A 26,520-nucleotide genomic window follows, 5' to 3' on the forward strand; every position below is an offset into this window, starting at 1 on the left:
GCAAGGGTGGGAACCACAACTCCAGACTCGCCCTCATCCCTGACCCACGCCCGCCCGCACCGCCGCCAGCGCGCGGTACAAATGCGTCTTCACCGTACTCGGATTCATCCCCGTCAACTCCGCAATCTCCTTCAATTCCATCTCTTCCACAAAGCGCAGAACAAACACGCTGCGCTGCTTTTCCGGAAGCGCGCTCACCGCCTGCCACACATGCGCCACCTCGGTCCGCGCAATCAACTCAGCCTCGGGCGAACTCCGCCCATCCGGAATCCAGTCGCTCACATCCACCGGATCGAGCGCCGTATCCCGCGTCTTCGTCCAGAACCTGAGCCGCTTGCTCCGCAGATAATCGCGCACCAGGTTCATGGCAATCTTCATCAGCCACGTGCTCAGGCTCGAGTCGCCGCGAAAATGCGCCCGCCCCATGTACGCCTTCAGAAAGCAGTCCTGCGTCAGGTTCTCGGCCACATCGCGGTCGCGCAATGACGCCAGCAGAAACCGGAAGACCCGCGGCCGATACAGCCGCACAACCTCATCGAAATCCGCAAGATCAAGCACCGCCTGCTCTCGCGCCAGCTGCGTCAGCTCACTCGCTGCAATTTGTTCCATGCAAAGGAATAGACGGAAGGGATTAGGACCGAGTTTACCAGCCAACAAAGCGAACCCCTTAAGCGGTCGCGCACCCCACACCATGTCATCCTGAGCGAAGCGACCGAAGGGAGCGCAGTCGAAGGATCTGCTTTTCCCTGGCAGCAGCACGAAAAAGGGTGCCCCATCCTTTCGCGCGTTCTGCGAAAGGGTGGGAACTACCAACATCCGCTACTGAGACTGGTCAATTTCAGGAGCGTTTTTGGAGGCCAACGGGATCAAACCTGCGGCTGTAACTTCTGCTTCCCACACATAATTGCTGTTCGAAACTTCAAGACTACGGAAGCCAGCGTTGAAGAGGCGCGCGGCAATTCCAGTATTGGCACTGAAATTCTCGATGAAATTGTCGCCCGGAGCATCTTGATCCGTGATACAGAGTGTGTCTGGCCTACAAACAGTGTAAAAGTGATTGTGGCCCTGTCGCGCTGATAGATCTGTAAGAACTTCTGCGATACGAGAGCGCTCGTGATCGGGATTTGGGACATAGCCAGCGGGAGGCAGTCCGTTCGGAATAATGCTAGATTGATTCAAGTTCGCGGAGGGTTCTCGTGGATTCGGCACATTACCAAACGTGCGCGGTTGCAACGTGCGGGGTTGCACGGCGACTGCCCCTCTCTGGTCTTTTATCGGCTTATGCCTCAGTACAAGAACAGCAGCAATAACTACTAGTGCAACCAGAGCGAAGAAGGCAAACAACCTACCTGAGCCGTCGCCTTCATCGAAGTTTGGCTCTGATTCAAACTCCGCTGATGTGGTATTTGAGAGGACTTTAGAAAGAGAAATGACAGCCGCCAAACTAAGACTTGTCGCCATGACGTACAGGCCGGCACCCGGCTTAATGTGAACGGAATTTGAGACGATTGCTGCAAACCCCTGTGCGAGACCGGCGAAGGAATCATTAGTTGGCGAAGAGGAATCGGAAAGCATTCGTTCTTGAAACCACGTATGCAGGTCGGAATCCGCAACTACCATGTGGAGTATGGCCACCACTGCTGCCGCCCCTCCAAGAGTTAAGCAAATCTTAACGAAGGACGAGTCGAACCCTCCGACGCAAAACATAAGACCTAAGAGCGCACACCCGAGACCGATAAGGATCTCAATAGGAAATAACGGTAGCACCTGAACCGAGAATGGGAGTGATAATGCGTTTTCTGCATGTGGCGCTCTCGGTACAACTCCAGACGACGCTGACCTAGCATCCATATGACTCTGCGAGGAGAGAGTTGCGATGGTTTGACTCAATGTCGTCGCTTTGGACAGGACATCATATCCACTCGCTTCGATATTGCCCGCAATTGGAATCTGCAGTGACACCAGAGGAAAAAAGAAGGTTAGTAACGCAACAGCCAACAACCCGCCGATGATCCAGCGCTCAGAGTCACGCATCTCGTCGTTTCACCCTCATTCATTTGGCATGAAATTGTCGCATCACTCCACTTTATCTTTCAAGAAAATGGCATAGACGGGTGGCCCATTCAAGCCTTCTTTGGTGTAAAGTTCCACGAGATACTTTACAGTTTGTCTCCAGAGATTGTTTACAGTTTTGGATTTCAGAAGGGGTCTTCTATCCAGCGATCGACGATCGTCGATCGCTGGATAGAGAAGTCCAGTTCCCGGATCAGCGTGGTGCAGTAGTAGACCAGCACACGCTGCTCCACAGCCACGATCTGCACCCATTGCCGGTTCAGAGCGCGACTGAGATGCCACTGTTGCCCGCCTACCTGGAGTTTGCCGTCGGCGTCTACCTTGCGCAAGACCGCTCCCTCCGGATACTCCCAGCCGGCCGGGTGGGGCTGATATTTCCGCCGACTCGGCTGCCATACCTTCGCCGGGGTTTTCATCCCCAGGGCTTCATGCGGCCGAAGATGGTTATATTCCCAGCGATAGTCATCCAGCCACTGCTGCGTGCGCTGCTCCCACAGGCGCCTCCTCTGGATGGAACGCAGCAGCGTGCCGTGGAAACGCTCCACTTTGCCTTGTGTCTGCGGGTGCCGCACCCCGCTCCAGTACAGCCGGATCCCTTGCTGCATCAGCCAGACGGAGATCTTCGTCAGCCCCAGCGGGGATCGCGGCCCCCACCATGGAATGCCATGATCCATCAGCATCGCCTCCGGCACCCCGCAGCGCAGAAATGCCTCTTCCAACTGCTCGCGCACCGGCTCTGCCTGCGTGCTGCCCAGCGCCCGTAACCCGATCAGGTAGCGGCTATGATCATCGAGAATCGATAACGGACCCACTTCCTGATTCCATCCGCTCGGTCCCTTGAAGTCCATCTGCCACAGCTCATTGGGATGGCTGCGCTCAAACCGCTGACAGCATCGGCTGCTCTGCAACCGATCGCGCACCAGATCGTGGCGGCGCAAGATGCGGTGGATCGTACTGGGCGGAAGTTGCTGGCCCGATCGCTCGAGCAGCACGCTCAACTTACGCGCTCCCCAATCCGGATACCGCCGCCGCAACGCCATCACCTGCTCTTCCAGCGACTCCCTGATCCGGGTCGGACTCGCATGCGGCTTCCGGCTCTGTTCTGCGATGCCTTCAAGACCTCCGCTACGATACCGTTTCCACCACAAATACCCGGTCGGACGGGATACCCCGAACTCTTCACAGAGCCGGCTGAAAGGCTTCTCCCCGCGTGTCGCCGCGACTACAAACTCCACCCGCTGCTGCCGTACATCCATCGTCTTCCAGCCCATCTCGCCTTTACACTCCGCCGCTCGCTGCGCTCGCCGCGGAGTGTAAAGGATGTCCGGAGACATTTTGTAAAGCATGTCATGAAACTGAACACCTTCTTTGGCTTGAGTGGGGCAGTTTGACAGACCGCTGTCGCGTACCACTTAGCCTGCCCCGAACGAAGCCCGAAGGGCTTCCGGGTAGAAGCACCGGGCTTCAGCCCGGAGAAATAGCGACGTAAGAAAGGGGGCTTTAGCCCCGGGCCATCCTGAAAGCTTCCAACCCAGTTTGATATTCGCAAATAGCGCCACTTCGCAAAGTGACGCGCAACACGGGCAGGCCCATGATGATGCCACCATGGAAGACTGGATCAGATCGACACCGGTTTTCCATTCGTCGCCTGTACTCACAGGTTGACAGGACTTGCCGGGTGCCCAGGTCTCAACGAGACCTGGACTCCAAGCCCGAAGGGCTTCCGGGTAGAAGCACCGGGCTTTAGCCCGGTGAATAAAAAGCAAACGGAAAGAAAGGGGCTTCAGCCCCGGGCCCAGGAAAATTCTTGTCAAGCCCCGGAACAGGCAAACCGCATCCCATCAATAAGTTACGCCTGCAGGGAATTTCCCCTTAATTTGTTAAACTAAATAAAGAAGGCATGGCCAGAAAGCCATGCCTTTTCTGTTCCACGAGAAACTGACAAAAGCAACCGTAAGTCGCGTAAATAGAATAATTTACCGACAGAATGCTGCCGGACGACCACTAACTATCTGCAAAATCAGGAATTTAGCGAAAACGGCGGGGGGAGAAGGGGCTGCGAAAACGCAACACCCGCCATGCACACAGCCGATCTAACCCATAACTCACGTAAATCGAACAATTTAGACAGGAAATACCGCCAAAGCCCACCTAACCTTCTGTGAAATGAGGAATTTAACGAAAAATAGGGGAGGGGAAAAAGCGAGAGACAATTCCCATCCGCGCGGGTCTATAACATCATTGGAAGCAGCGAGAACATCATAGTAAGCAGCGAGGTCCAACCATGAAAGCCGGACTCATCACCATCGCCCTATGCGCTCTCATAGCAGCCGCACCCTGCCACGCCGAGAAGAAGCACCGCAGCGCAGGCGGCGAAGTCGCCAGCGGCACTGGAGACATCGGCAAAGGAGCAGCCAAGGGAGCCGGCAGCCTTGCAGCAGGCACTGGCAAAGGCGCTGTCAACCTGGTCACGCTCCATCCCGTCGATGCAGCCGCCTCTGTCGGTAAAGGAGGCGTTGTCGCAGGCAAGGATGTCGCCGTCGGAACGACCAAAGGGACCGCGAAAATCGCCACCGGCATCGGCAAGGGAATCAAGCACATTTTCTAACCGCGAAGAGCCTCGCCCCGAACTTGCGAGCCTTCCACAGGCTGAGACAATTGGTGGCTGATACCGAGCCCGCCTCATCCACCAGTTGAATTCTCTACTTCCCGTGCAGCGACTGCGAAAGGCTGATCAGGTTGTGCGGAACCACGCGAATCGCGCCGCCGCGCGGGCTGTCAAGGTCCGAGATCAGGAAGAGTGAGATTGATACCGCAACCGGCATCACCAGAAACACAATCCAGTCCGTCCGCCGCGCGCGATACCCGATCAGAACGTTGCAGCCGAGCGAAGTCGCCAGAAGCATCACCCATGCGGAAGTCGGAATGCGATTCAACCACGCAGCCTCTGTTGACCGCTGCGAAAGAACAATGTCAGTCATTCCGGAAATCAGAAGGCCCTGCAGTTGCGGCGGCAACCGACTGGCAGCAGAGCGGATGGCGGACCACAATTCATCCTGAATGTGCGCGGTGTCCGCCGAGATTTGTGTCAGCCGATCCGCATTGCGGGTCGTATAGAACAGCACTCGCTGATCGAGATATTGCTTCAACAGTCCATGCACTTTGCCTGCATCGTCAGGCACTAGCAGGTCGGCCCGCATGTCTTCGGCGGCAATCGCATTGGCCTCGGTTTTCTCGTAATCCTTGCGCAGGTCATATCTGCTGATGGCCATCGCAAAGCTGAAACCGATGACCAGGCCCAGCAGTGTCAGAGTACCCCCCAACACCACGCCGGAATCATCTCGACTCTCCTCCTTGAGCGGCTTGAATCGCTTGCGAAGACCGTCCCCAATCCAGGCCGCAAGCGCGAGGCCAAGAAATGAGACAAGCAACACGAGGAGTGGAAAGTTCACCATCGCTCCCGTCCATTCTTCTAACGGAGATGTCCTCTACAACATACTCAAAATTGGACAAGGCCCATTGTGATCGATGATCAAAATATGCGTCTGCAATCCCAGCGAAATGGTTCCGGGCCGCGAGCGCCCCGTCATAATCAAATTCGCGGACTTATCAACAGCGACGCGATGGATCGTTCTCGCGATGCCCCCTGATTCCACCTCAAAGTCCGAGATGTCCTCCACCTCGTGATGAATCTTTTCCAGGCGCTCAGAAATCGACGCGGCAAATTTGGAATCAGGCCGAAGAAAATTGGAGCCGTGCTCTCCAACATAAAGGCAAGTCACGCGCGCGCCAAACGTGGAAGCCACAGTCCTCACCGCCTGAATCAGCCGCTCATTCGCGGCATCCAGCGATACGCTGTCCTCCACATGCACCGCGCATAAAATGTGCATGATATTCGGGCTCGGATCGTCATCCAGATGTTCTGAAGTCCAGATCGGAACGGGACACTCATTCAGCATCTTTGCCGTAAACGAATCGGTCATAAACCGCTCTACCCACGGCTGATGATCGCGCGGAATCATGACCAGATCAGCCTTCTCGTCCTGTGCCAGCAACGGAACGGCAACTGCCTTCTCCCCCATCTTCACAATCCGCCGCACACGGCACGACGCCAGGTTCTGCTCGCAAAAGAAGTCGAGGTCTCGCGTGGCCTTCTCCGTCAATATGGGAAGGTCCGCCATGAAACGCAGATTGTCTGGCGGCGCCGAAGCATCGTGGTCCTCAGGATCGATAAAGTGCACCGCGACAACTTCCGCGTCAAACTTCCTCGCCCAGGTAGCGACGTGTTGCGCACCTTTTGTCGATCGGCGCGTAAAGTCGATGGGAAACACGATCTTCTGAATCTTCTTCATAGATTGCCGAAAACAGATGAGACCTGTGATTGCCACACAGATTATATGCGGAAATAGAGAGACGACCGGCCTGCAAAAGATAGCTCTTCATCCTCAAAATTGCGTCGTCTGGCGGGTTGCAGCAAGAGTCTGCCCAGGCGGATGCTAGGATACGTCGCTAACGTGCGATCCATCGCTGCGGAGGAAGAACTGATGAACCGAAGCCAGCAGCCGGCCTTGACCCTCTTTGCCATCGGATTGATCGGCCTCGGCATTCTTGCCCTGATCTATGGCGATTTCGCCCTCGTCTGGCAGCCTGTAGCGCCATGGGTTCCCGGACGCACAGCCCTCGCCTACGCTTCCGGCATCATCATGCTCTTCGGCGGCATCGGATTGATGCTCAGAATCACTGCCGTATGGTCGGCGCGCATCCTGTTCCCATATCTCATCCTCTGGGCATCGCTCAAACTGCCTGCCATCTTTGTCGCCCCGCAGATCGAGGGCGTCTGGCTGGGCCTCGGCGAACTCACCGTGCTTCTCTCCGGAGGCTGGATTCTCTTCGCCACCGTCGCCGATATCCCGCAGGATTCACCGTTAGCTTTCGCCGCGCACGAGAACGGCATCCGCATTGCCCGCTATCTCTTCGCCGTCTCCGTCATCCCGATCGGGCTCAGCCACATCATCTACCTGAAAGAAACGGCTGACCTGGTACCGGCATGGCTGCCCTTCCGAGCCGGTTGGGCCTACCTCACCGGATTCGGCCACATCGCCAGCGGCCTCGGCGTGCTCTTCTCTGTATTTCCCGAGGTGGCGGCCTTCGCTGAAGCTGGCATGATCGGCGTCTTCACGCTTCTCGTCTGGGGGCCAAAGGTCGTGACATCTCCGAAGACACGGCTGTTTTGGACCGCCTTCTTCATCTCCTGGGTGATTGCCGCCGCCGTCTGGCTGGTAGCGCAAAGCATCCTTAAGCCGGAGTCTGCGAAGCGGGACACACGAAAAACCGCGGGCGTTCTCAAGGCCAGTCAACCCATCTCGCGCGTTTAAGAGAGGCAGGCTATTTCTTGATCTTCGCCGCCGTAGCATCCACATCGAACGCATTTTGCGGAAGCGGCACATTGTAAGCAGCCTTATAAACAAACCGCTGGTTCGTCATATCGCCATTGTGAAAGCGGGTAATGGCAAACGGAGTTGGAATACCGTCGATAGTCTGATAGTTGTCGTACTCTTCCGAATCGTCGTTCTTGTCTTTATAGAGCGGGTCGCGCCACTGAAACGAGCGCCGCAGCGGCAAGTGAGTCTCGGCATCCATCTGAATGGTGATCGAGTCATTCGAGGCTGAAATCAAAGTCACCTGGTCGGCAAGATGCCGCTCCGCCAACGACTGCCCATCGAAAAGCAGGATGGTGCCTGGGTCCTTCATCCAGACTTTGACAGCAACCTCAATCGAGTGGTCGCGTCTGCGCATAAACTCGTCACGCTGGTCAGCAGGTAACTCGCGCTTGCCCCGATACGTGATCTCCCAGCCCTGGTTGGCGAGAAAGATATCGACAACATCTCGCTTCTTCGTCAACTCAACGCGGTCCTTATCCGGAAACACGTGGTAGGAGTAGAAATCTCCAATCGCCCCCGTCGGCTTGCCCTGGTAGAAGCCAGAAGTCCGCCCTTCGATATAAGTGTTCTGCAGATTCAGCCAGCGATCCCCACCAAGCGCCTGCACCATGGCATCCAGCGCCGCCCGCGCCTTTTTTGCATTGGCATCCTGCGTATTGTTCTGCGATCCGGCGATCTGCGGCGAAAAGAGCGCACACAAAATCAACAGAAGAGTAGAAACGAAGGTAGGCCAGGGCTTCAGCCCTCGCAACCACGCCAATGAAATCGAGGGGGTTTTAGCCCCCGAGGTAATCTTGCTCATCTTCATCCCACCAGGACCGCGCCGCCATTCACATTGACGATCTCGCCGCTCATAAAGCCTGCAAACGGCGTGCAGAGAAACAAAATCGGTCCGGCAATCTCACGCGGAGTCGCCACGCGCCCCAGCGGAATCGCGCCGAAGATCTTCTTGCTGGTGACCGGATCACGCAGCGCAGGCGCCGACATATCCGTTGCCACCCAGCCGGGAGCCACGCAGTTTACATAGATCCCTTCACCTGCCAGTTCGCTCGACAGACTCTTCGTAAGACTGATCACCGCACCCTTCGTCACCGCATAGTCCGCGTGGAAAGCCTCGCCGCGCTGTCCCGCCGTCGAGCTGACGAAAACAATATATCCAGCAGCGGACCCATTCGCAGAGCGCCCCTGCCTCTGCATCTGCGCCACCGCAGCCTGCGCCAGACCGAAAACACTATCCAGATTCACGCCGAGCGTCTGCCGCCACTGCGCGTCGGGCATGGAGGCGATCGGCATGTCCTCTGGTGGCCAGACCCCATGGTTCACCACCAGGCAATCCAACCGGCCGAAGGCATCAACTACGCGACCAACCAGGGCGCGTCCATCTTCGGGAGAGGACAACTCCTGCTCAATCCCAACACAATGCTCTGAACCGCCGCACTCACTTGCCAGTTCTCCGGCCTGCTTCCACGCCGCGCGATAGTTAAACGCCACCTTCGCGCCTGCTTCACGAAACAGGCGCACGCACTCCGCGCCGATGCCCCGCGAGCCCCCGGTAATCAACGCAACCTTACCTTCCAATGACAACGTTACACCGCTCATCTTCCGACCCTAACCGAGCGCGGCAAAGCAAGCAAGAAGCGGTGAAACAAACCCTTGCCGCCCACTCCTCTGGGGACTATCATGACCCTGCTTTCGCCACGGACGCCTCTTCTGTCCGCTCCGGCTTCCATACTCCAGCACGATCAGCTCAGCTCCGTGGCCATCACCGACAAGGAGGGTATTCCCATGTCCACCGCCGTATCGCCAGTACGTCCGCTCGACCCTGACAAGCTCCAGCACCTTCTTCACCAGGCTGTCGTCGATATGGGCGCAGCCATGCAATCCACGCTCATCCTCATTGGTGACCGCCTCGGACTCTACCGCGCCATGGGCGATTGCCAGCCTGTAAGCGCCGCAGAACTCGCCCGCCGCACCAGCACCAATGAACGCTACGTGCGTGAGTGGCTCAACGCCAACGCCGCAGGCAATTACGTTGAATACAACCCGGCGACGGATACCTACGCAATGACGCCCGAGCAGTCCTTTGCCCTCGCGCAGGACGACACCGCCGTTCATCTGCCCGGCTTCTATCACATGCTCGCCTCCTGCATGAAAGACGAAGAAAAACTCACCGAGGTCTTCCGCACCGGAAAAGGCTTCGGCTGGCACGAGCACGAAAAAGGACTTTTCGAAGGCTGCGAACGCTTCTTCCGCCCCGGCTATCTCGCCAATCTCACCACCAGCTGGATTCCCGCGCTCGAAGGCGTCGAAGACAAACTCAAGAACGGCGCTCGTGTAGCCGACATCGGCTGCGGCCACGGCGCATCCACGCTGCTCATGGCGCAGACTTATCCCAAGTCCGAGTTCTTCGGATTCGACTATCACGACAAGTCAATTGAGCAGGCAAACAAGAAGGCGCAAGCTGGCGGTGTCGACAACCGGGTTCACTTCGATGTCGCACCAGCAAAGGCCTTCCCCGGAAAAGACTACGACTTCGTCGCCTGCTTCGATTGCCTGCACGACATGGGCGACCCCGCAGGAGCCGCTACCCACGTGCGCAAATCATTGTCCAGCAATGGCACCTGGATGATCGTAGAGCCGATGGCTGGCGATGACATCACTTCCAATCTCAACCCAGTCGGCCGCATCTACTATTCCGCCTCCGCCATCGTCTGCGTCCCCGCTTCGCGCTCACAGGAGGTAGGTCTAGGACTAGGCGCGCAAGCCGGAGAAAAACGCATTCGCAACGTAGTGACCCAGGGAGGATTCACTCACTTCCGCCGCGCGACAGAGACACCATTCAACATGGTCTTTGAAGCGCGACCATAACATCGAGCCGTTTTTCGCGGAAAAGCTGTCATCCTGACCCCTGAGCTGCACGAAGGGGAGGATCTGCTTTTCGCCAGCGATCAGCAGGCAAACGAGTGCCCCATCCTTGCGGAGCAAGGGTGGGAAAGCACAACACAAACCCAGCCGTCATTCTGACGAGCCAACAGGAGGAAGAATCTCAGCGATTCGGACGAGACGAAGTCACTGAGCATGACACAAACTCAACGCCGCTTCTTCTGTGAAGCCAGCAACTTCTTTCTCTCCGCAATCAACTTGCGCCGCTGCGCCGCAGGCATAGCGAGTACATCCTTCGTCCGCTTGGGCAGCTTGGCAAAGACAAGCTCATACGCACGTGTCAGCAATGCCTCCAGTTCACGCTGTGGCAGCGCATCCCATCGCTCCAGGCACACCCAGAAAATCCGCGCCATATATGGAGCCGGAATGACACCCTCATTCTCCAGCAGCTCGTTATACCGATCGGCACCGGCATGAAATGACAACACGCCTTTCCCCATGCCGCTGAGACTTGCCAGCGCGAACATCTTTCCGCCAATCGCCTTGTCCCCAGCCCAGAAGACAAGGTTGTCGCCCCACTGCATCGTCTCCTCAACGTGCGGCAGCTTCAGTAAAAATTCACGCACCCGTTCCACATCCATAGCTAACCATTATGGCTGACTCGCTTTACGGCGAAGCCGCGCTGACCGGAGTTTTGCTGACCGCCTCTTAGCTGACCGGACCATCGCTATCTATACTGAATAAAGCAATGGCACAATTTCTTCCTGTAGACGAGCAACTAGACCTGCTCCAAAAAGGAGCGGCAGAGATCATTCGCGTCTCGGACCTTCGCGAGCGCCTCGAAAAATCACGGCAGACTGGCACGCCCCTGCGCGTCAAAGCGGGATTCGATCCGACCGCGCCCGACCTGCATCTCGGCCACACCGTCCTGATGCGCAAGCTCAAACACTTTCAGGATCTCGGCCACCAGGTCATCTTCCTCGTCGGCGATTTCACCTCGCTCATCGGCGACCCCACAGGCCGCTCCGCAACGCGCAAGCCGCTGACGCGTGAACAGATTGACGAGAACGCGAAGACCTATACCAATCAGGTCTTCCGCATCCTCGACCGCGACAAGACCGAAGTGCGCTTCAACTCCGAGTGGCTCGACAAGCTGGGCTTCGAAGGCGTCATTCGCCTCGCAGCAAAGTTCACCGTCTCGCAGATGCTTGAGCGCGACGAGTTCCACAAGCGCTTTCAGGAAGAGCAGCCCATCGCGCTGCACGAACTCCTCTACCCCATCATGCAGGGCTACGACTCGGTCGCTCTCGAGGCGGACGTTGAGTTAGGCGGCACCGACCAGAAGTTTAACCTGCTCGCCGGCCGCGAACTGCAGCGCGACTTCAACCAGCAACCGCAGATCGTGCTGATGACCCCGATCATCGAAGGACTCGACGGCGTACAGAAGATGTCGAAGTCATTGAACAACGCCATCGGCATCCACGAGCCGCCGCAGGAGATGTACGGCAAGCTCATGTCGATCAACGACGAGCTGATGTGGCGCTACTGGACGCTCCTCACCGACCTGCGCCAATCCGAGATCGACAAGATGCAAGCTGACGTTGCCAGCGGGACGCTGCACCCGATGGAAGCCAAGAAGTTACTGGCCCGCACTATTGTCGGTGGATTTTACTCGGAAGAGGCCGCGAAGCAAGCCGACGAGAACTGGGCGAGACTCTTCCAGCAAAAAGATACAGCGGCAGTTACAGAAGAAGAGTCGGTTGATTTGAAACAAATCGCAGTGGCCGATGCTGCCCACATTGAACGCGCAGTGCAGGACCCGTCCGTCGAAATTCGCGTCAATGTCGCCAAACTTCTTGTCGCACTCGGGATGAAATCATCGCGCACCGAAGCCGAAAAGCAGGTCGCGGCCGGAGTCAACATCGACGGCACAACCACAACGGAGAAATTTCTTGATCTACCCAGACGGCCCGTACGCATTCCTGTTCGCGTAGGCAAGAAAGCGAAAATAGCTGTCATCGAATAAGCGAGGGTTTATCATCTCACCTACAGAGAAATTCCTATGGCAACTGCGGCGAGACTTCCTGTAACTCCTGAAGAATATCTCGGAACCAGCTACAAGCCGGATTGCGACTTCGTTGACGGTGAACTTCAGGAGCGGAATGTGGGAGAAGGGCAACACGCGTTGTTCCAGATGGCGGTCATCCTCTGGTTCGGTAAGCACATGGAGCAATGGCGCCTCTATCCACTGCCGGAAATGCGAATTGAGGTAAGCTCCTCCCGCTTTCGTGTGGCAGACATCTGTGTGGTGCAGGGTCCCCCGCCCATGGGGGTGCTCGATCAGCCTCCGTTGATCGTCATCGAGATACTCTCACCGGAAGACCGTGTGCATCGCTACAAGGAGCGCATCGAAGACTATCGCCGTATGGGAATTTCCAATATTTGGGTGATTGATCCCCTTACTTCCGACGGCTTTGATTGCTCCACCGGCAACTGGAACCAGACAGAAGTATTTCGCGTTAACGGCGCCGAGATTTACATGCCCGTGCGTGAACTCATCGTCAAGCAGGAAGCAAATTAAGCCAGCATCTACTTTCTGAAATACCGCGGCTCTCGCTCATCCGTCCAAGGATCATACCCCGCCGCAAACCGCATCCGTGCCGTCGTCGAAGGATGACTGTACGTCCACCATTCCACAAACCGGTTTGGCGACGGATTGTCTAGCCAAACCTCTCCGAGACGCTGAAAATCCTGCGTCGCCACTCGTTGCGGGTCGGCGACGAGCCCATGAATCACTTCCTGCCCATACACATCAGCCTGGTGCTCGACCACGCGGCTGAAAGCATTCGCCATCGGCTCAGAAACGAAACTCAGCACAGTCATCATCAGCAGAACCAAACCCACAGATGCCCAGTCCTCAACGGAACGAATACGCCACGCATCTCCGCGGCATTTCACCAGCCACCGCAGCAGCTGAAATGCAATCCAGTAGAAGACAAAAATCAGCCCAGCCGAAAAAATCAGCCCCCTCACGATATGGCGCAGCACATAGTGACCCTGCTCATGCCCGTAGATAAAAAGAATCTCATCCGTCGAGGCCAGCTCCAGCGCCGTATCCCAAACCACGATGCGCTTCGAGGCGCCGAAGCCGGTCACATAGGCATTCACGCCGGTCGACTTCGTGCTTGCATCCATCAAAAACATCCGTGACGGCGGAATATCGATCCCACCCCGGGCAACTACCTTCTCCAGTTGTGCAACAAGCGCCGGATCGCTCTTTTCCAGCGGAGAAAAATGATTGAAGAGCGGGTCGATGAAGATCGGCACCGCGTAGATTCCGACAACCACCCCTGGCATCGTGATTAACCAGAACCAAAGCCACCAGTGCCGCTGCGAGTGTCGCATCAATGCGTAAAGACAGCTCAGAGCAAGCGTGCCCAGCAGCAGCATAAGGAGCGATTCCAATGCCCAATCGCCGAACCAGTCAACCCAGCGTTGTATCGACAGTCCATAGTGCAACGAAACGGCATGCGATATTGCCTCTGCCGGCAGACCGATCAACAAGAGCACGGTCACCCAGATCGGAGCCACGATAAAACCCTGCAGCCATGCTTTCTGTGTGAGCGACGCAGCCCATTCGCGAATTCGTTCACCCAGGCGCAAGCGCACCAGCAGCCATAAGATCATCACTGTCCACGCCACGTCGCCAAAATGCAGCGCCGTGTGCCAACGACTTAGATGAATCGCCTTTTCCAGTTTGTCAGGAGGAAGCGTGTAAACAGATTCGATGAACATGCTTTAGAGGCTGACTTGCTGACTCGCTAGCGCTAACTCGTTGAATTCAATCAAGCCGCACCAGATAGGCCTCGCCTTCCTCGGGCTTCAGTTCCTTGGCAATTTCCACAGCGCGGTCCTTGTCGTCATTCATTGGACGAATCCTTACCCAATGCCCGGTCGGCCCGGTAAATTCAATCACGTTGGCGGTGTGGTATTTCCGCTCCAGGTGCTCTTCAAGCTTCACCGCTTCTTTTTCTTTGCTGAATGCGCCTATCTGCACACACCACCGGCCACCCTCGTCGATCGGCTTTGGGGCTTCGTACACATCGATGCGCACCTGTGCCGTCCCCGGCCGCCACACACCAACGATCTTGGCTGAAGCCACAGAAAGATCGAGCACGCGATCCGGCACAAACGGCCCGCGATCCGTGATCCGCATTACCGCCGCCTGTCCCGTCTGCAAATTCGTTACGCGCACGAGCGATCCCATCGGCAGCGTGCGGTGCGCAGCCGACATCGCATTCTGATCGAAAATCTGCCCATTCGCTCCGCGATGATTGTGATACGGCGGTCCATACCAGCTCGCCATGCCTGTTTCTGAATAAATCGGAGTGTGCGATTCTACGAATGTCTCGTCCGCCGTCTCCTCCGTGGAAGGTGTTGGTGGGTTGGTGACAGGTGGAACCGATGACGGAGCCTGCGCCACGCTGGGCGCCGGAGCATGGATCGCCGGTGGCGGCGGAGGTGGAGGAGCATACACTGCCTGCTGTTTGTGTCCGCAGCCAACGATCAAGGCAATCCCTGCAGAGGCCGCACACCCAATCAGCTTCTTTCTGCCGCTCACCCGCTCCACTATTTCCGCTCCATATGATCCGCAAGCTTCCGCAGTTGATCAGCCGCAATCCGCAACGCTTCCGATGAGTTCTGCCTCACCTTCGGCACTACTTCGTCGTTCAGATACGTAATCACCTTGCGCACTTCTTCTTCCATGCGCGGGCTCGCATTGTTGATACGTTCATCGACTTTGCGCCCAAACTCTTCAAACGGGTTATTGCCTGCCATAGTTGCGCGCTCCTGCGTGCTGTAACCACTTTTAGTGTGCTTTTTGCGGAATGGCGAGGTCAACGGCTCTCCGGTAACCGGGTGCCTAAGCCGTTACCCTTCAATGCGCATGCATCCAGGCGCTTTTTCGCATCATCCAATCGCTAAGCGATCAGAGATTAGGCAAGGAACGTTACCGATTGATGCCCCTTAAATACATCCTGTTCTCTATAAGTGTTGCGGTGCTTGTCCTTACCGGTATTCCCGCTTTCGCGCAACAGAACGCTATGCCCGATGCACCAAAACCGAGCGACCCGGTAAACAACACTCCTGCCGCGGTCGAAAAACGAAAATGGTCAGACATCGTCGAGCCGGGTGAGAAAGTTCCGCCCCTCTACGCGACAGACAAATTACTTTTCCCGATCCACGAAACGTTACGTGTCCCCGGCTGGTTCTCCGCATTCGCCTCTTCAGGATGGGAACAGCTTGTAGATGGAAATCCTAAATACGGCGTCGATTCCGGAGCCTACAGCCAGCGCTTCGGAGCCGCAGCCATCCGCGATCTCAGCATGCGCACATTCTCTGACGGCGTCATGCCCGCGCTCTTGCATGAGGACCCCCGCTACTACCGCATGGCCACAGGCAGCATCTGGCATCGCGGCGTCTACGCGGCTGAACGCGTTCTCGTCGGCCAGCGCGACTCCGGCGCCTCAGGGTTCAACACCTCCGTCGTCGTCGGTCACGGGATGGCCTCTGCCCTTACTATGGCCTATTACCCCGATAAGAGTGCGAACGCAAGAGTAGTGTTCACCACCTGGGGCCTTTCTCTGCTCGGCGAGGCAGGCGGCAATCTCTGGTCCGAATTCTGGCCCGATGGCCGCCAGAAGCTCTTCCGCCACCACCAGAGAAATGATTAGACTTGATTTGTATTCTTGAAGTGAAAAATTTTCCTGCCGTGCGTCCAATCGGATATGCGGTCGCAGCCGCCCGGCGATAGGGGCAAATCTGTAACAATGGGCAGTCACCAGCGCCGGGTCGGCAGGGCCGTCCTTCTTTTGCTCCTGATCGGTTGTGCCTGCCTTCAATCGCTGGCGCAGCAATGGCTGCCCGATGCGCCAGAGCCATCCACCGAACTTGTCTTTTCGCCCGAGCCGGGCCAGAGTTTCCCGCCAGCCGCACCTGCGCCGCCAATGTCCAGTATCAGTGTGCGATCCTTTCCCTCCGTGCAACCGGTCTGCGTCGACGTGCAATCGAAGGTCTCTGCCACGCCGCCCATGAGTTGCTCGCCCGCGCGAGATCCGTTTCAGCAAATGATCAACAACGCTGAACTGCATCCGCTGACGCCAAAACAGAAAGCCATCCTCGCCGGAAAAGATGTCATCGATCCCTTCAACCTTCTCACCATCGCCGGCGTCTCCGCCATCTCCGTTGCCTCGGACTCCCATTCCGCCTACGGCCCCGGCTTCGAAGGATGGGCCAAGCTATCCGGCGTGTCCATCACCCAGGACATGACCAACGAGTTCTTCGGTACATTTCTTATCCCTTCCATCGCGCATCAGGACCCGCATTATCATCGTCTGCCCAATGCTTCTTACAAGCGCCGCATCGCGCACTGCATCTATCAGGTTGTCTGGACCCAGGGAGACAACGGCAAAGGCATGTTCAACTACGCCAACGTTGTCGGCGGAGCCGTTGAAGAGGCGATCAGCGACGCCTATGTTCCCTATCGCAATACAGGATGGTCCGCCGCAACCGCCCGCTACGGAACCGCTCTGGCCACCGATCCCATCAACAACTTCATTACCGAGTTCGTTCCTGACCTCGCCCGCCACATCAACGTCCATGCCGTCCTTGTGCAGCGCCTCATCAACCGCGTAGCCATCGAAGAGGGCCAATAGCAGAGCATTTACTTTGCATACGGGACGCTGCATATACACTCGCTGTGTATGTCTTCTCCACCGCCGCGCGTGGCCTATTTCCCTGACTCGTTCCACGAGATCAACGGCGTAGCCCATACCAGCCGTGAGTTTGAGGCATTCATCCGCCGCCGCGATCTGCCATTCCTGAGCATTCGCGCCGGAGATCGCATCCCGCGCCTGTTGACCGAGGGGCAGCTCACCACACTGGAGCTCACGCGCGGTCCGCTTTCCTTTGGCCTGGAAAAAGATCTGAGCTTCGATCTTGGCTTCTTCCGTCACCTGCCCCTCATCGCCCGCACGCTGCAAAACTTCCGCCCCGACCTCATACATATCACCGGACCCAGCGATTTCGGCATGATGGGCGCTCTCATGTCGAACCACTTTCATCTTCCGCTCGTCGCCTCCTGGCATACAAACGTGCACGAGTATGCAGCCAAGCGCTCAGGATGGTTTCTCAACCTGCTATCCGACAAGACCGCGCCCGCAGCAGAGCGTCAGATTCAGGAGATCAGTCTCTACGCCAGCGCGCGGTTCTACTCCATTGCGCGCGTGCTTTTCGCGCCGAATCTCGAACTATGCGCGTTGTTGGAACGCGCTACGCGCAGGCCCTGCAAACTCATGCAACGCGGAGTCGACACAGAACAGTTCTCCCCGCATCATCGTAATCGCCCAAACGCCGACAAGGATTTCGTTCTCGGGTTTGTGGGCAGGCTCTCGGTCGAGAAGAACGTCGCGCTCCTGGTTCGCATCCGTGAGCAGTTGTTGGAAGCGGGGTTGAGCAACTTCCGCTTTCTCATCGTAGGGCATGGCGTGCAGGAACCGTGGCTGCGCGAACATCTTCCCAATGCTGAGTTTCCCGGAGTCTTACGCGGTCTCTCTCTTTCTCGCGCCTACGCGAATATGGATCTCTTCGTTTTCCCCTCGCATACCGATACCTTCGGAAACGTAGTGCTTGAGGCACTTTCCTCGGGTGTTCCCGCCATTGTCACTCCGGATGGAGGTCCGCGTTACATCGTTCGGGAAGACCAGACCGGCTGTGTCGCCGAGGATGAGAATTTTGCCAGTGCGATCCTCGGCATCCTCCGCAATCCGCTACTGCACAGGCAAATGTGCGCTGCCGCACGGGCGGATGCGCTCAGCAGATCGTGGGACGCGGTATTTGAGAACGTTTATGCTGCCTATGCGTTAGCGCTCGAGCAGCCAGGCGCAAAGTAGAGCCTCCATTCAAGCAAGATCCAGCGCAAAGCGGGGTCTTCAAAGCGCGCGAATAAGAGAAATTTATATCCCCTCTACGGTTTTGCTTTTTTTCTATCGACGATTTCGAGGAGAGCGTTTACTATCACCCACAATACTTGGGTTATCAGTCTCTAACAAACAGAAATTCCGACTCAGGTATTTCCGGTTACTCGTTAGGGAGCCGGCTTTGCAGCACTTTTTCCGAAGGAGTGGTTTATGGCTAGGACGTACAGGACGCATCCGCGTCTCATTCGCTATTTGTTTCTTGTGCTTGCTGTTCTTCTGGGGAATCAAGGATTATCGGCCCAGGTGGCGAGCGGCAATATTGCTGGTGTAGTCACTGATGCAACCGGAGCTGCTGTCGTCGGGGCCTCCGTCAGTGTCACCAGCACCGCCACAAATGCAGAGCGTAAGACAGTCACGAATGGGGTAGGCGAGTACCGCTTTGATCTCTTGCCGGTGGGCAACTATCAGCTTGAGGTCGAGGCCAGCGGATTCAGTCATGCACAGGTGAAGGGGCTTCAGGTACTGGTTGGCACCACGGCCACCGTCAACGTTCCGGTAACGACTGGGCAAGTGGCCCAGACCGTTGAGGTGACCGCGGGCAACCAGTTGGTAGATACCGAAAAAACCGATGTCTCCACTTCTGTCACGCAAAGAGACATTCAGGCTCTTCCTCTGAACGGACGCGATTTCGCGAACCTTGCGATTCTCGCGCCTGGCGTCAAACAGGTCGACAGCTACGATCCAACCAAGAACCGCTACGCCATCTATGCGGTGAATGGATCATCCGGTCGCAACACCAACACCACCGTCAACGGAATCGATAACAAAGACAATACCGTTGGCGGCGCCGTCATGCAGTTGCCTCTCGAAGCTGTGCAGGAATTCAACATCAGCCCGAACCGCTTTTCCGCCGCGAACGGCAAGAGCGAAGGTGCCGCTCTCAACGTAGTCACCAAGTCGGGCACCAACCAATTCCACGGCAGCCTCTACGGCTTCTTCCGCACTCAGGACTTCCAGACCAACAACTATTTTGCAGAAAAGGGCGATCAGCCAAAGCCTGACTACAGCCGGCAGCAGTACGGTGGCTCGTTCGGCGGCCCCATCCGCAAAGACAAAGACTTCGGCTTTTTCGCCTATGAAGGACTCCGCGAGCGCTCCAGCCTTTCCGTCAATCCGGATTCCTTCAATGAACTGACCATTGCGGCAAACAGTGGCGCATTCAACCCTGCCCCGCAGCCCGCGCACACGCTGCCCACTCCGTACGACGACAAGCGCTACAACGGTCGCGTCGATCACAGCTTCAGTGACACCGAACGGGCTTTTATCAGCTACACGGCACAGGACAACAAGAGCAACAACGATCAGTCCACTTCGCAGAACGATCTGTCGGAAGGCAACTTCACGATCAACGATCTGATCCTGACCAACTTCACCCTGAACTCTCTGCTCAAATCGAACATCGTCAACAACTTCACCTTCGGCTTCCAGTACTGGAATAATCTGATCGACTCGACGACGAGAACGCCCTACGTCACCTTCCCCGACGGCACCAGCTTCGGAACCAATGTCAATGTTCCGCAGAAGTCCAGCCAGCACAAATTCCAGTTCCGCGACGATTTCTCCTGGGTGCACGGCACGCATACGTTCCGCACGGGCGTGGACTTTATCTATGAACCACAGGTCGGCGGATTCTTCGAGAACAACCCCACTCCCGAGTTCGACTTCTTCGATCTCCCCTCCAACATCACCGATCCGAGCAAGTATCCTCAGGGATTCGCGACACCAGGTCTGGTGCAGGCCATGACCGGCACTTCCGGCGATCCGTCCTTTAACCTGTCGCCGAAAATGCTCGGACTCTACTTCCAGGACGATTGGAAGATATCTCCGCGCTTTCTCTTGAACCTCGGTATCCGCTATGACCGCGACATTGATACCTACGGCATCGACAAGCAGAAGAACAGCCGCACGGTACAGGAACTGCAAGCCGCTGCTGCCACCGGTGTTCCCACCGTACCGGCAACGCGCAATGGCATCGCCGGCGTAGGGTATGTGCCAGATCTCAGCTACATCGGCGGCACCTACACGGGTTTGCCGCACAACGACAACCTCGACTTCAGCCCGCGCATCGGTTTCGCCTTCGATGTCTTTGGCAACAGTCGAGTCATCGTGCGCGGCGGCTACGGTCTCTATTTTGGCCAGACCTTCGAGAACATCCCGCTGTTCATGCTGCAGCAGGCCAACAACACCGTCTTCGCCAACACCTTCAGCATTGCCTGCAATGGTCCTGGCGATACAAGCTGCTCGGCTGCCAACACTGTGCCCGGCACAGACATTCTCCTCAGCAACTGGCGCTACGGCGTCGACCCGATGCCGGTGATTCCGCCAGCCAGCTATGATCTTGCGCCCGGCTCCACCGGCCGCCTAATGAACCCCGCTTACCGAAACCCTTACACGCAGCAGATCAACTTTGGCCTGCAGATCGCTCCGAATCCCCACTCCGTAGTCGAAGTGGAATACGTGCAGGCGCGTGGCATTCATGAAAACAAAACCGTCAACATCAATCCAACCGAATACTTCAATGGCGGAATCAGGCCATTCTCCGCAGCCTTTGCAGCGGCTGGTGTTCCTGTGCTCGGTCGATTCGGCGAAGAAGAGTCGATCGGACGCTCGTATTATGACGCGCTGAATCTCAGCTATCGCCAGCAGATGTGGAAGCGCGTCACCGGCACAGCCAACTACACCTATGGCAAGGCGCTCGCCTTTGAAGGGAATCCGGCAGCCTTCCGTAACACGGCAACCAATCCCTTCCTTGGCCAGTTCCGCCGCCAGGACTACGGTCCGGCTCCGAACGACGAGACGCACCACCTTACCGCAGCGGCCACGTTTGCTCTGCCCTGGAAGATCAGCATCTCTCCGATCTTCCAGGTCGGCTCCCCACGTCCGGTGGATGTCTACTCGAGCAGCGACAAGTGGGGTGTGGGCTCTGGTCGCGGCAACGCCCACGCGATTATTCCCAAGGGAGGCAAGATGAACGATTTTGCCTCGCTCACTGCACTCTTCAACGCGGACGGCAGTGTATACAGCAGCAGCTTCTACAAGTCCTGCCTGACGGGTGGAACCTGCGAGGAAGCTTCTTATAACTCGACGCGAGGACAGACATTCGTAGAACTCGACGCCCGAATCGGCAAGACCATCACCATCGCCGAAAAGTACAACATCGATCTCTTCTTCCAGGGCTTCGACCTAACCAATCGAGCGAATTTTGGTGGTGGTACGAGCCTTCAAGGCAATGTGAACTCGCTTAATACGAACGATCCGTCTTCGTTCCTCAAACCACTTACCTTCATCACCCCGAACAGCAGTGTGCTCCCAACATCATTCACCGGTGAATTCGGCGCGCGCTTCAGCTTCTAACCCCAACCCCAGGTCAAAGCAAGAAGCCCGCCTCATGGCGGGCTTTTTCTTGCCTGGATCTACTTTGCTCTAAGTCTTGCGGATATTCAAATGAAGTCGTCATTCTGAGCGAAGCGAAGAATCTCAGCGATGCGCATCAGGTCACATTGTCGACTGACAATTTCCGCTTGTCTGAATAGCGCATCGAATGCATCCATAGGTATATGGTAGTCCTCGTATCGACTGCCTAAACCTAACCAAGGATGGCTCATGCCAGAACGCGAAACCACAACCTGTTGCATCGCCGGAGGCGGCCCCGCAGGCGTGATGCTCGGTTACCTGCTCGCGCGCGCAGGCGTCCGTGTTATCGTGCTCGAAAAGCACAAAGACTTCTTCCGCGATTTTCGCGGCGACACCATCCACCCCTCGACGCTCGAGCTCATGCGCGAGCTCGGCCTGCTCGACGAATTCCTGAAGCTGCCGCACCAGAGAGTGCCCTCCATCGGCGGCCTCTTCGGCGATTACGCCTTCACCGCAGCCGACTTCTCCCACCTGCCCGTGAAATGCAAATTCATCGCGCTCATGCCGCAGTGGGATTTCCTGAATTTCCTCTCCGAGCATGGAAAGCGCTTCTCCACCTTCGATCTCCGCACGGAACACGAAGCTGTAGGTCTCCTCGAAAGCGAAGGCGTCATAAAAGGGGTTCGCGTCAAAACTCCGCAAGAAGAAATCGAAATCGCGGCCGACCTCGTCGTAGCTTGCGATGGCCGCCACTCAACCGTGCGCGACGCTGCCGGCTTCAAAGTCATCGACTTGGGAGTGCCAGTCGATGTTCTCTGGTTCCGCATTAGCCGGAAATCCGAAGACTCTTATCAAGCCCTCGGCCGCATCGACTACGGCAGCATGCTGATCCTTATCAATCGCGGCGACTATTTCCAGAGCGGCCTCATCATACGCAAAGGCGCTTTCGATTCCGTCAAAGAAGCCGGCATCCCCGCCTTCCATGAGTCTCTGCTGCGCATCGCGCCCTTTCTCGGCCAGCGTGTAAAAGAAATTTCAAATTGGGATCAAGTAAAGCTTCTCTCCGTCCAGATCAACCGCCTGCGCAAGTTATACAAACCCGGCCTGCTCTGCATCGGTGACGCAGCCCACGCCATGTCTCCCGCCGGCGGCGTCGGCATCAATCTCGCCATTCAGGACGCCGTAGCCACCGCCAACATCCTCGCCGAGCCTCTGCGCGCAGGGCGAGTAACCGAAGACCTGCTCGCAAAGCTTCAGGAGCGGCGCGAGTTCCCGGTTCGAGTGATCCAGGCAGCGCAGGAAAGGGCCCACAACGCCTCGCTCAACTTCCTCGGGCACCCTGAAAAAGCCCACGCCCCATGGCAGATGCGCGCATTCTTCAAAATCCCTGGAATCAGACGCATTATCGGCCTGGGCATCGGACTCGGCGTCCGCCCCGAACACATTCATTCACCACTGGAAAAATCCGTCATACGCGATACCATGTAGGCGATATGGGGATCTCTCTTCGCACGCGGTTTCTGCTCGCTGCAATCCTTCTGCTCGCATCGCCAGCCTTCGCTGACAAGCTCAAGAACTTCTACATGGGCAGCGGTGGATACTCCGCCGAAGTACACCGCGTCGTATTGCTCGAACTCGCCAAGGACGGCACCGCCGTCCTGCAGCAGAACTGGCACGACAAGGACCCCGTAGTCTGGTCCGTGCACTGGAAGCTCGACGGAAAAACGCTGACTTTGAATTTCGATCCGGCAGAAGGCAAGCCAACACCCGGCGAAGCAACCTTCACCCTCAAGAACAACTCACTCGTGCCCGTCAAATGGGACAGCCAGTACCTCGGCATCCTCGGGCCGCCCACGCTCATGCCTTTCAGCACCAAAAGCAAAGCACCCGGCAGCGTATCCGGCTGCCAGATGCTCGACTACAGCCAGCCTACCGGTTGCACTCAGTGGGACTCGCGCAAGATGAAGTAATAATCAAAAATGAAAACGATAGCGAACCTCGCCATAAATCTGGCGCGGATCGTTGTAGTGAAAGCCGCCGAAGGTCAGACTGTTATCCAGCAGCACACGAGTGTTCGCGACATTGACCGCCGTCACTGAAACGGTAAGTTTCTCTGCGAACGACTTTCCAATCGAAAGATCGGCGGTCGTGTGTGCGGGAAGATAATTGCCGCTGTAAGGCGAAGGCGGATCGGTGAACCCATTCGAAAATCCTGAGCCGTAGTACACATTGAACGAGCCATAAGCGTGCCAGGGAAGCCTGCCGTTAAAGCCGACATTGAGTGTGTTGCGCTGGTCATGATCCAGCGGCGAATATCCCGGATCGACAGCGCAGTCCGCTGAATCCGGCGGATAGCAGATCAGGCCCCCGGTAATCGGTCCCCTCTGCTGTGCAATTTGATTTGAATACGACAAGTGGAATTGCCCATAACGCCACAATTGCGGCGAACGCAGTGTAAGCTCCCACCCTTGGATCAGCGCACCCTGCACCGTGACCGGAATAAAAATGCTCGACTCACCGATATTGCTGTGGTCGAGAAAGTTATTCGCCCTGGTCTGGAACGTGTCCGCATCCAGCAGCCATCCTCGGAAAGGAATCTGCACGCCGAACTGGTGCTCCTCATCGCGTTCACCGTGCAAGGCAACGAAGCTGGTGTTGTTGCCGGTCGCAAATTCCAGCACTGGTCCGGAGATGCTGGTCAGCGGCGGAGGTTGATAATAGCGCCCGTAAAATCCACGGAAGACCCAGTGAATCTTGGGAATCGTTACAGCCACTCCAACACGCGGATAGACTTCATTGTCAGTAACGTCGCCTTGAAAGTGGCTCTGACGCAACCCGCCGATCAATGCAAGCCATGAAGTTGGTTTGTAGTTGTCTTCGACAAATACTTCCTCTACTCCTCCGGAAACTGACTGTGGGTAGGAGAAGTTCGGGTTGCTGCCGTCGTTGAAGACAACGCCAAACAGATCACTCTCGTGCTGGCCATATCCATACACGCCCCCCGAAATCGAATTCTTGGCAACCACCGTTGAGATCGATCCCTGCAGCCCGGCGTAGTTCCCCGTCTGATCAGATGTCGTCGCCGTCGGAAAGTCGTTCACGCTCGGCTCATATTTGGCGCTGTTGAAGTGATAAAAGGGCGAGAGCTGCAACAGCGTTGAAGTGCTGAAGTTATGAACCCAGGTCATTGCGGTATAGGCATCCGTCTCATGCTCGCCATCACGCAGCCCGCTCGAATTGTAGAGTTGGTTTTGCCAGCTGTTGGGATCAGGATCGCAGGGAATCTGGTAGTAATCCGTCCTCGCCTGCGTCACAACGCGAATCTGATTCGCAGGGTCGTGGTTATAGATAAAGGATGCAAGGCCCCCATAGCCGTTTGCCGCGTCATGCACTGGCTGTTCAATCGGCGGCGACAGGCCATAGTTGCTGCGATTGCCGTTCAGGCTGGTGTACCAGGCGAACCGCTCTGTGTGATCCCCCAAACTGAGCTGGTCATTCGTCTGGTAGAAATTGCCCAGCGACATCACCAGCTGGCCCTCGCGATTGCCTTCAAAACCGGTGCGGGGAACAACGTTGAAGATGCCGTAGGTGCGATCTCCCATGTCGGCCGTGTAGCTGCCCCGCTCCGCTTCGAGATAATCAATGTCCTTGGGATCAATCTGCGGAGCGATATTGCTCGCAATGTTCGTATTCGGTATATCCACACCGTCGATGAGCCAGCTCAACTGATGTCCGCCGCGCATGTGCAGCATGTCGTGCGTCATGTAGGCGCCCGGCACGTAGTCGGTAATCATCGCCATGCTATTGGTGCGATCAGCGCCGGGCGTCAATGCGATGTCCTCGCGGCTGATCAGCGTCGTCGGCGTGACCGAATCAGGGTTCGTGCCTAAACTCTTTTCCGTCACCTGCACGGTTTCCCGAACGGTCGAGAGCGACAGTTGAAAATGCAGTGTGGCCGTAGAATCCGACGTCACTCTGATGGGCTGATCGAGCGTGGCAAATCCTGATTGCGCGATGGAGATGCTGTACTCGCCCAAAGGAATTGTTGCAAACTGGAACCCGCCATCAGGATTTGTAGTTTGTGTTTCTGCAAAATCAGAGTGCGACGCACGCAGCGTGACCTGCGCACCTCCGATCGGCCGGTGCTGCGGGTCATGCACAACCCCGTCCACTTGTCCAAAGACAGTAGCCCGCGCATGCTGGCCCATCAGCAGCAATAGAAAAAGAAAAGTGAATGCAATTCTGCGCATCGCAGAAGCCTCCTTGTAGTAGCTGGGAAAGGTCGTCGAACTTTGCCTCAGCAAAGCCCGTTCGATGAGCTACAGGAGAATCAGCGATGGAGGCCCGCGCTTCTGGCGCGAGCGATCGAACGAGATGCGGTAGCGTGCCGCCGTCTGTGCATGAATCGCAGGATGTTGAGTCAGCCCGGCAAATACAGCAGCATCCGCCGGAGGTGCAAAGATCGAGAGATGAAAGACCACCTGAGCCGCGGGCGCATACGGGCACTTCTCAGCAATGATGCTGATGCTTTTGCCTTGTTGCGTGTCCGCATCCATAGCGCAATGATGCTTGCCCGCGCGCCGGCAGCAAGCCGGCAGGCTCGCATTCACCGCGTCGGAAGCGAGCAACGGCGAGATCAACGAAAAGCTGAAGACCATCAACAACGAGATGGCGAGCAGGCGTCGCACGAGATCAGTTTATATCTAAACATGGAATCGTGATCCAGAGAC

24 protein-coding genes are annotated in these 26,520 nt (G+C 56.8%); 11 read left to right on the top strand and 13 right to left on the bottom strand.

Annotation, left to right across the window (positions count from 1 at the left end):
* Positions 1-33: 33 nt before the first annotated feature.
* From H7849_RS19915 to H7849_RS19925, 3 genes are all read right to left on the bottom strand, one after another.
* The gene (locus H7849_RS19915) at positions 34-657 is read right to left on the bottom strand and encodes an RNA polymerase sigma factor (RefSeq protein ID WP_251106370.1); all 624 of its coding nucleotides are present in this window, start codon (positions 655-657) and stop codon (positions 34-36) included.
* 162 nt (positions 658-819) lie between these two features.
* The gene (locus H7849_RS19920) at positions 820-2,034 is read right to left on the bottom strand and encodes a hypothetical protein (protein WP_186741879.1); all 1,215 of its coding nucleotides are present in this window, start codon (positions 2,032-2,034) and stop codon (positions 820-822) included.
* A 164-nt stretch (positions 2,035-2,198) separates the two neighbouring features.
* The gene (locus tag H7849_RS19925) at positions 2,199-3,419 is read right to left on the bottom strand and encodes an IS481 family transposase (protein WP_251106371.1); all 1,221 of its coding nucleotides are present in this window, start codon (positions 3,417-3,419) and stop codon (positions 2,199-2,201) included.
* Positions 3,420-4,357: 938 nt separating this feature from the next.
* Between H7849_RS19925 and H7849_RS19930 the strand changes: the two genes are divergently transcribed.
* Positions 4,358-4,681, top strand: a complete 324-nt coding sequence (locus H7849_RS19930; RefSeq protein WP_186741881.1) for a hypothetical protein — start codon at positions 4,358-4,360, stop codon at positions 4,679-4,681.
* A 94-nt stretch (positions 4,682-4,775) separates the two neighbouring features.
* Here the strand turns inward: H7849_RS19930 and H7849_RS19935 are convergent, their stop codons facing one another.
* Both H7849_RS19935 and H7849_RS19940 read right to left on the bottom strand, forming a co-directional pair.
* Positions 4,776-5,528: a bestrophin-like domain gene (locus tag H7849_RS19935; protein ID WP_186741883.1), complete on the bottom strand. Its 753-nt coding sequence runs from the start codon at positions 5,526-5,528 to the stop codon at positions 4,776-4,778.
* Between the two features lie 33 nt (positions 5,529-5,561).
* Positions 5,562-6,425: a universal stress protein gene (locus tag H7849_RS19940; protein WP_186741885.1), complete on the bottom strand. Its 864-nt coding sequence runs from the start codon at positions 6,423-6,425 to the stop codon at positions 5,562-5,564.
* Positions 6,426-6,617: 192 nt separating this feature from the next.
* On the opposite strand from H7849_RS19940, the gene H7849_RS19945 reads away from it, so the two are divergent.
* Positions 6,618-7,448 (top strand): DoxX family protein, encoded by an 831-nt coding sequence (locus H7849_RS19945; RefSeq protein WP_186741887.1) that lies wholly within the window; start codon positions 6,618-6,620, stop codon positions 7,446-7,448.
* A gap of 10 nt (positions 7,449-7,458) precedes the next feature.
* Here H7849_RS19945 and H7849_RS19950 read toward each other — a convergent pair whose 3' ends face one another.
* Together H7849_RS19950 and H7849_RS19955 are read right to left on the bottom strand one after the other, a co-directional pair.
* Entirely contained in the window at positions 7,459-8,316 is an 858-nt protein-coding gene (locus H7849_RS19950; protein WP_186741889.1) for a hypothetical protein, read from the bottom strand.
* A gap of 2 nt (positions 8,317-8,318) precedes the next feature.
* The gene (locus H7849_RS19955; protein ID WP_186741891.1) at positions 8,319-9,113 is read right to left on the bottom strand and encodes an SDR family NAD(P)-dependent oxidoreductase; all 795 of its coding nucleotides are present in this window, start codon (positions 9,111-9,113) and stop codon (positions 8,319-8,321) included.
* 81 nt (positions 9,114-9,194) lie between these two features.
* Here H7849_RS19955 and H7849_RS19960 point away from each other — a divergent pair, with 81 nt between their 5' ends.
* Positions 9,195-10,382, top strand: coding sequence for a class I SAM-dependent methyltransferase (locus tag H7849_RS19960; protein ID WP_251106372.1), 1,188 nt, complete (start codon positions 9,195-9,197; stop codon positions 10,380-10,382).
* Between the two features lie 221 nt (positions 10,383-10,603).
* On the opposite strand, the gene H7849_RS19965 is transcribed toward H7849_RS19960, so the two are convergent.
* Complete coding sequence (locus H7849_RS19965) at positions 10,604-11,023, bottom strand: MmcQ/YjbR family DNA-binding protein (RefSeq protein ID WP_349627432.1); 420 nt, start codon at positions 11,021-11,023, stop codon at positions 10,604-10,606.
* A gap of 122 nt (positions 11,024-11,145) precedes the next feature.
* Between H7849_RS19965 and tyrS the strand changes: the two genes are divergently transcribed.
* Both tyrS and H7849_RS19975 read left to right on the top strand, forming a co-directional pair.
* Positions 11,146-12,423: a tyrosine--tRNA ligase gene (gene tyrS, locus H7849_RS19970; RefSeq protein ID WP_186741894.1), complete on the top strand. Its 1,278-nt coding sequence runs from the start codon at positions 11,146-11,148 to the stop codon at positions 12,421-12,423.
* Positions 12,424-12,459: 36 nt separating this feature from the next.
* On the top strand, positions 12,460-12,978 hold the full coding sequence (locus H7849_RS19975; RefSeq protein WP_186741896.1) for a Uma2 family endonuclease: 519 nt from the start codon (positions 12,460-12,462) through the stop codon (positions 12,976-12,978).
* 8 nt (positions 12,979-12,986) lie between these two features.
* On the opposite strand, the gene H7849_RS19980 is transcribed toward H7849_RS19975, so the two are convergent.
* Genes H7849_RS19980 through H7849_RS19990 form a run of 3 tightly spaced genes read right to left on the bottom strand, consistent with a single transcriptional unit; the run spans position 12,987 to position 15,236 of the window.
* Positions 12,987-14,192, bottom strand: coding sequence for a M48 family metallopeptidase (locus H7849_RS19980; protein ID WP_186741898.1), 1,206 nt, complete (start codon positions 14,190-14,192; stop codon positions 12,987-12,989).
* 46 nt (positions 14,193-14,238) lie between these two features.
* A complete protein-coding gene (locus H7849_RS19985; RefSeq protein ID WP_251106373.1) occupies positions 14,239-15,018 on the bottom strand; it encodes an SPOR domain-containing protein in 780 nt (259 codons plus the stop codon).
* Between the two features lie 8 nt (positions 15,019-15,026).
* Positions 15,027-15,236 carry a hypothetical protein gene (locus H7849_RS19990; RefSeq protein WP_186741900.1) on the bottom strand — a complete coding sequence of 70 codons (210 nt, stop codon included), beginning with the start codon at positions 15,234-15,236 and terminating at the stop codon, positions 15,027-15,029.
* A 182-nt stretch (positions 15,237-15,418) separates the two neighbouring features.
* On the opposite strand from H7849_RS19990, the gene H7849_RS19995 reads away from it, so the two are divergent.
* From H7849_RS19995 to H7849_RS20020, 6 genes are all read left to right on the top strand, one after another.
* A complete protein-coding gene (locus H7849_RS19995) occupies positions 15,419-16,132 on the top strand; it encodes a hypothetical protein (protein ID WP_186741902.1) in 714 nt (237 codons plus the stop codon).
* 96 nt (positions 16,133-16,228) lie between these two features.
* The gene (locus tag H7849_RS20000) at positions 16,229-17,113 is read left to right on the top strand and encodes a hypothetical protein (RefSeq protein WP_186741904.1); all 885 of its coding nucleotides are present in this window, start codon (positions 16,229-16,231) and stop codon (positions 17,111-17,113) included.
* 48 nt (positions 17,114-17,161) lie between these two features.
* On the top strand, positions 17,162-18,349 hold the full coding sequence (locus H7849_RS20005; protein ID WP_186741906.1) for a glycosyltransferase: 1,188 nt from the start codon (positions 17,162-17,164) through the stop codon (positions 18,347-18,349).
* 237 nt (positions 18,350-18,586) lie between these two features.
* Positions 18,587-21,790, top strand: coding sequence for a TonB-dependent receptor (locus H7849_RS20010; protein WP_186741908.1), 3,204 nt, complete (start codon positions 18,587-18,589; stop codon positions 21,788-21,790).
* A 249-nt stretch (positions 21,791-22,039) separates the two neighbouring features.
* On the top strand, positions 22,040-23,278 hold the full coding sequence (locus tag H7849_RS20015; protein ID WP_186741910.1) for an FAD-dependent oxidoreductase: 1,239 nt from the start codon (positions 22,040-22,042) through the stop codon (positions 23,276-23,278).
* A gap of 5 nt (positions 23,279-23,283) precedes the next feature.
* Complete coding sequence (locus H7849_RS20020) at positions 23,284-23,760, top strand: hypothetical protein (RefSeq protein ID WP_186741911.1); 477 nt, start codon at positions 23,284-23,286, stop codon at positions 23,758-23,760.
* A gap of 3 nt (positions 23,761-23,763) precedes the next feature.
* On the opposite strand, the gene H7849_RS20025 is transcribed toward H7849_RS20020, so the two are convergent.
* Both H7849_RS20025 and H7849_RS20030 read right to left on the bottom strand, forming a co-directional pair.
* Complete coding sequence (locus tag H7849_RS20025) at positions 23,764-26,040, bottom strand: TonB-dependent receptor (RefSeq protein ID WP_186741913.1); 2,277 nt, start codon at positions 26,038-26,040, stop codon at positions 23,764-23,766.
* A gap of 69 nt (positions 26,041-26,109) precedes the next feature.
* Positions 26,110-26,478 carry a hypothetical protein gene (locus tag H7849_RS20030; RefSeq protein WP_186741915.1) on the bottom strand — a complete coding sequence of 123 codons (369 nt, stop codon included), beginning with the start codon at positions 26,476-26,478 and terminating at the stop codon, positions 26,110-26,112.
* Positions 26,479-26,520: the final 42 nt, after the last annotated feature.

Source organism: Alloacidobacterium dinghuense, assembly GCF_014274465.1.
Taxonomy (GTDB): Bacteria; Acidobacteriota; Terriglobia; order Terriglobales; family Acidobacteriaceae; genus Alloacidobacterium; species Alloacidobacterium dinghuense.

Bases quoted from the DNA above. Each gene is read 5' to 3' on its own strand.
- H7849_RS20015 (WP_186741910.1), top strand. From the start codon at position 22,040: ATGCCAGAACGCGAAACCACAACCTGTTGCATCGCCGGAGGCGGCCCC.
- H7849_RS19940 (WP_186741885.1), bottom strand. From the start codon at position 6,425: ATGAAGAAGATTCAGAAGATCGTGTTTCCCATCGACTTTACGCGCCGA.
- H7849_RS19980 (WP_186741898.1), bottom strand. From the start codon at position 14,192: ATGTTCATCGAATCTGTTTACACGCTTCCTCCTGACAAACTGGAAAAG.
- H7849_RS19975 (WP_186741896.1), top strand. From the start codon at position 12,460: ATGGCAACTGCGGCGAGACTTCCTGTAACTCCTGAAGAATATCTCGGA.
- H7849_RS19930 (WP_186741881.1), top strand. From the start codon at position 4,358: ATGAAAGCCGGACTCATCACCATCGCCCTATGCGCTCTCATAGCAGCC.
- H7849_RS19925 (WP_251106371.1), bottom strand. From the start codon at position 3,419: ATGCTTTACAAAATGTCTCCGGACATCCTTTACACTCCGCGGCGAGCG.
- H7849_RS19995 (WP_186741902.1), top strand. From the start codon at position 15,419: ATGCCCCTTAAATACATCCTGTTCTCTATAAGTGTTGCGGTGCTTGTC.
- H7849_RS19950 (WP_186741889.1), bottom strand. From the start codon at position 8,316: ATGAGCAAGATTACCTCGGGGGCTAAAACCCCCTCGATTTCATTGGCG.
- H7849_RS20010 (WP_186741908.1), top strand. From the start codon at position 18,587: ATGGCTAGGACGTACAGGACGCATCCGCGTCTCATTCGCTATTTGTTT.
- H7849_RS20020 (WP_186741911.1), top strand. From the start codon at position 23,284: ATGGGGATCTCTCTTCGCACGCGGTTTCTGCTCGCTGCAATCCTTCTG.
- H7849_RS19955 (WP_186741891.1), bottom strand. From the start codon at position 9,113: ATGAGCGGTGTAACGTTGTCATTGGAAGGTAAGGTTGCGTTGATTACC.
- H7849_RS19920 (WP_186741879.1), bottom strand. From the start codon at position 2,034: ATGCGTGACTCTGAGCGCTGGATCATCGGCGGGTTGTTGGCTGTTGCG.
- H7849_RS19945 (WP_186741887.1), top strand. From the start codon at position 6,618: ATGAACCGAAGCCAGCAGCCGGCCTTGACCCTCTTTGCCATCGGATTG.
- H7849_RS19960 (WP_251106372.1), top strand. From the start codon at position 9,195: ATGACCCTGCTTTCGCCACGGACGCCTCTTCTGTCCGCTCCGGCTTCC.
- H7849_RS20000 (WP_186741904.1), top strand. From the start codon at position 16,229: ATGGGCAGTCACCAGCGCCGGGTCGGCAGGGCCGTCCTTCTTTTGCTC.
- H7849_RS20025 (WP_186741913.1), bottom strand. From the start codon at position 26,040: ATGCGCAGAATTGCATTCACTTTTCTTTTTCTATTGCTGCTGATGGGC.
- H7849_RS19935 (WP_186741883.1), bottom strand. From the start codon at position 5,528: ATGGTGAACTTTCCACTCCTCGTGTTGCTTGTCTCATTTCTTGGCCTC.
- H7849_RS19990 (WP_186741900.1), bottom strand. From the start codon at position 15,236: ATGGCAGGCAATAACCCGTTTGAAGAGTTTGGGCGCAAAGTCGATGAA.
- H7849_RS20005 (WP_186741906.1), top strand. From the start codon at position 17,162: ATGTCTTCTCCACCGCCGCGCGTGGCCTATTTCCCTGACTCGTTCCAC.
- tyrS (WP_186741894.1), top strand. From the start codon at position 11,146: ATGGCACAATTTCTTCCTGTAGACGAGCAACTAGACCTGCTCCAAAAA.